The sequence below is a fragment of the Eubacterium sp. AF15-50 genome, assembly GCF_934835595.1.
In the GTDB taxonomy this organism is placed as follows: Bacteria; Bacillota; Clostridia; order Lachnospirales; family Lachnospiraceae; genus Eubacterium_G; species Eubacterium_G segne.
On record NZ_CAKVZL010000156.1, the window covers coordinates 282 to 543 of the forward strand.

The following is a 262-nucleotide window of genomic DNA, read 5'->3' on the forward strand; positions in this document are numbered from 1 at the left end:
CGGGTTCATAGCAGCTTGCGGGGCCGCCGGTCAGGATGATTCCCTTGGGATTCATCGCTTTTATCTTATTCAAGTCTGTCTTGTAAGAGTAGATCTCGCAATAGACATTGCATTCTCTGACTCTTCTGGCGACCAGCTGATTGTACTGTCCGCCAAAATCAATGACAACTACCAGTTCTTTTTCCATGGTTGTCCTCCAGTATATTTTTCTGTCCTCTATTATAGGGTATGGTGCAGGGGAAGTCAAACCCTACTGCACCAG

Annotated in this window: 1 pseudogene (running past one end of the window); it reads right to left on the reverse strand. The window is 46.6% G+C overall.

The features are described 5' to 3' along the window. Positions 1–187, reverse strand: a pseudogene (locus Q5O73_RS10555) (GMP synthase (glutamine-hydrolyzing)) (its annotated part extends 157 nt beyond the left edge of the window); the annotation flags it as partial. Positions 188–262 lie beyond the last annotated feature (75 nt).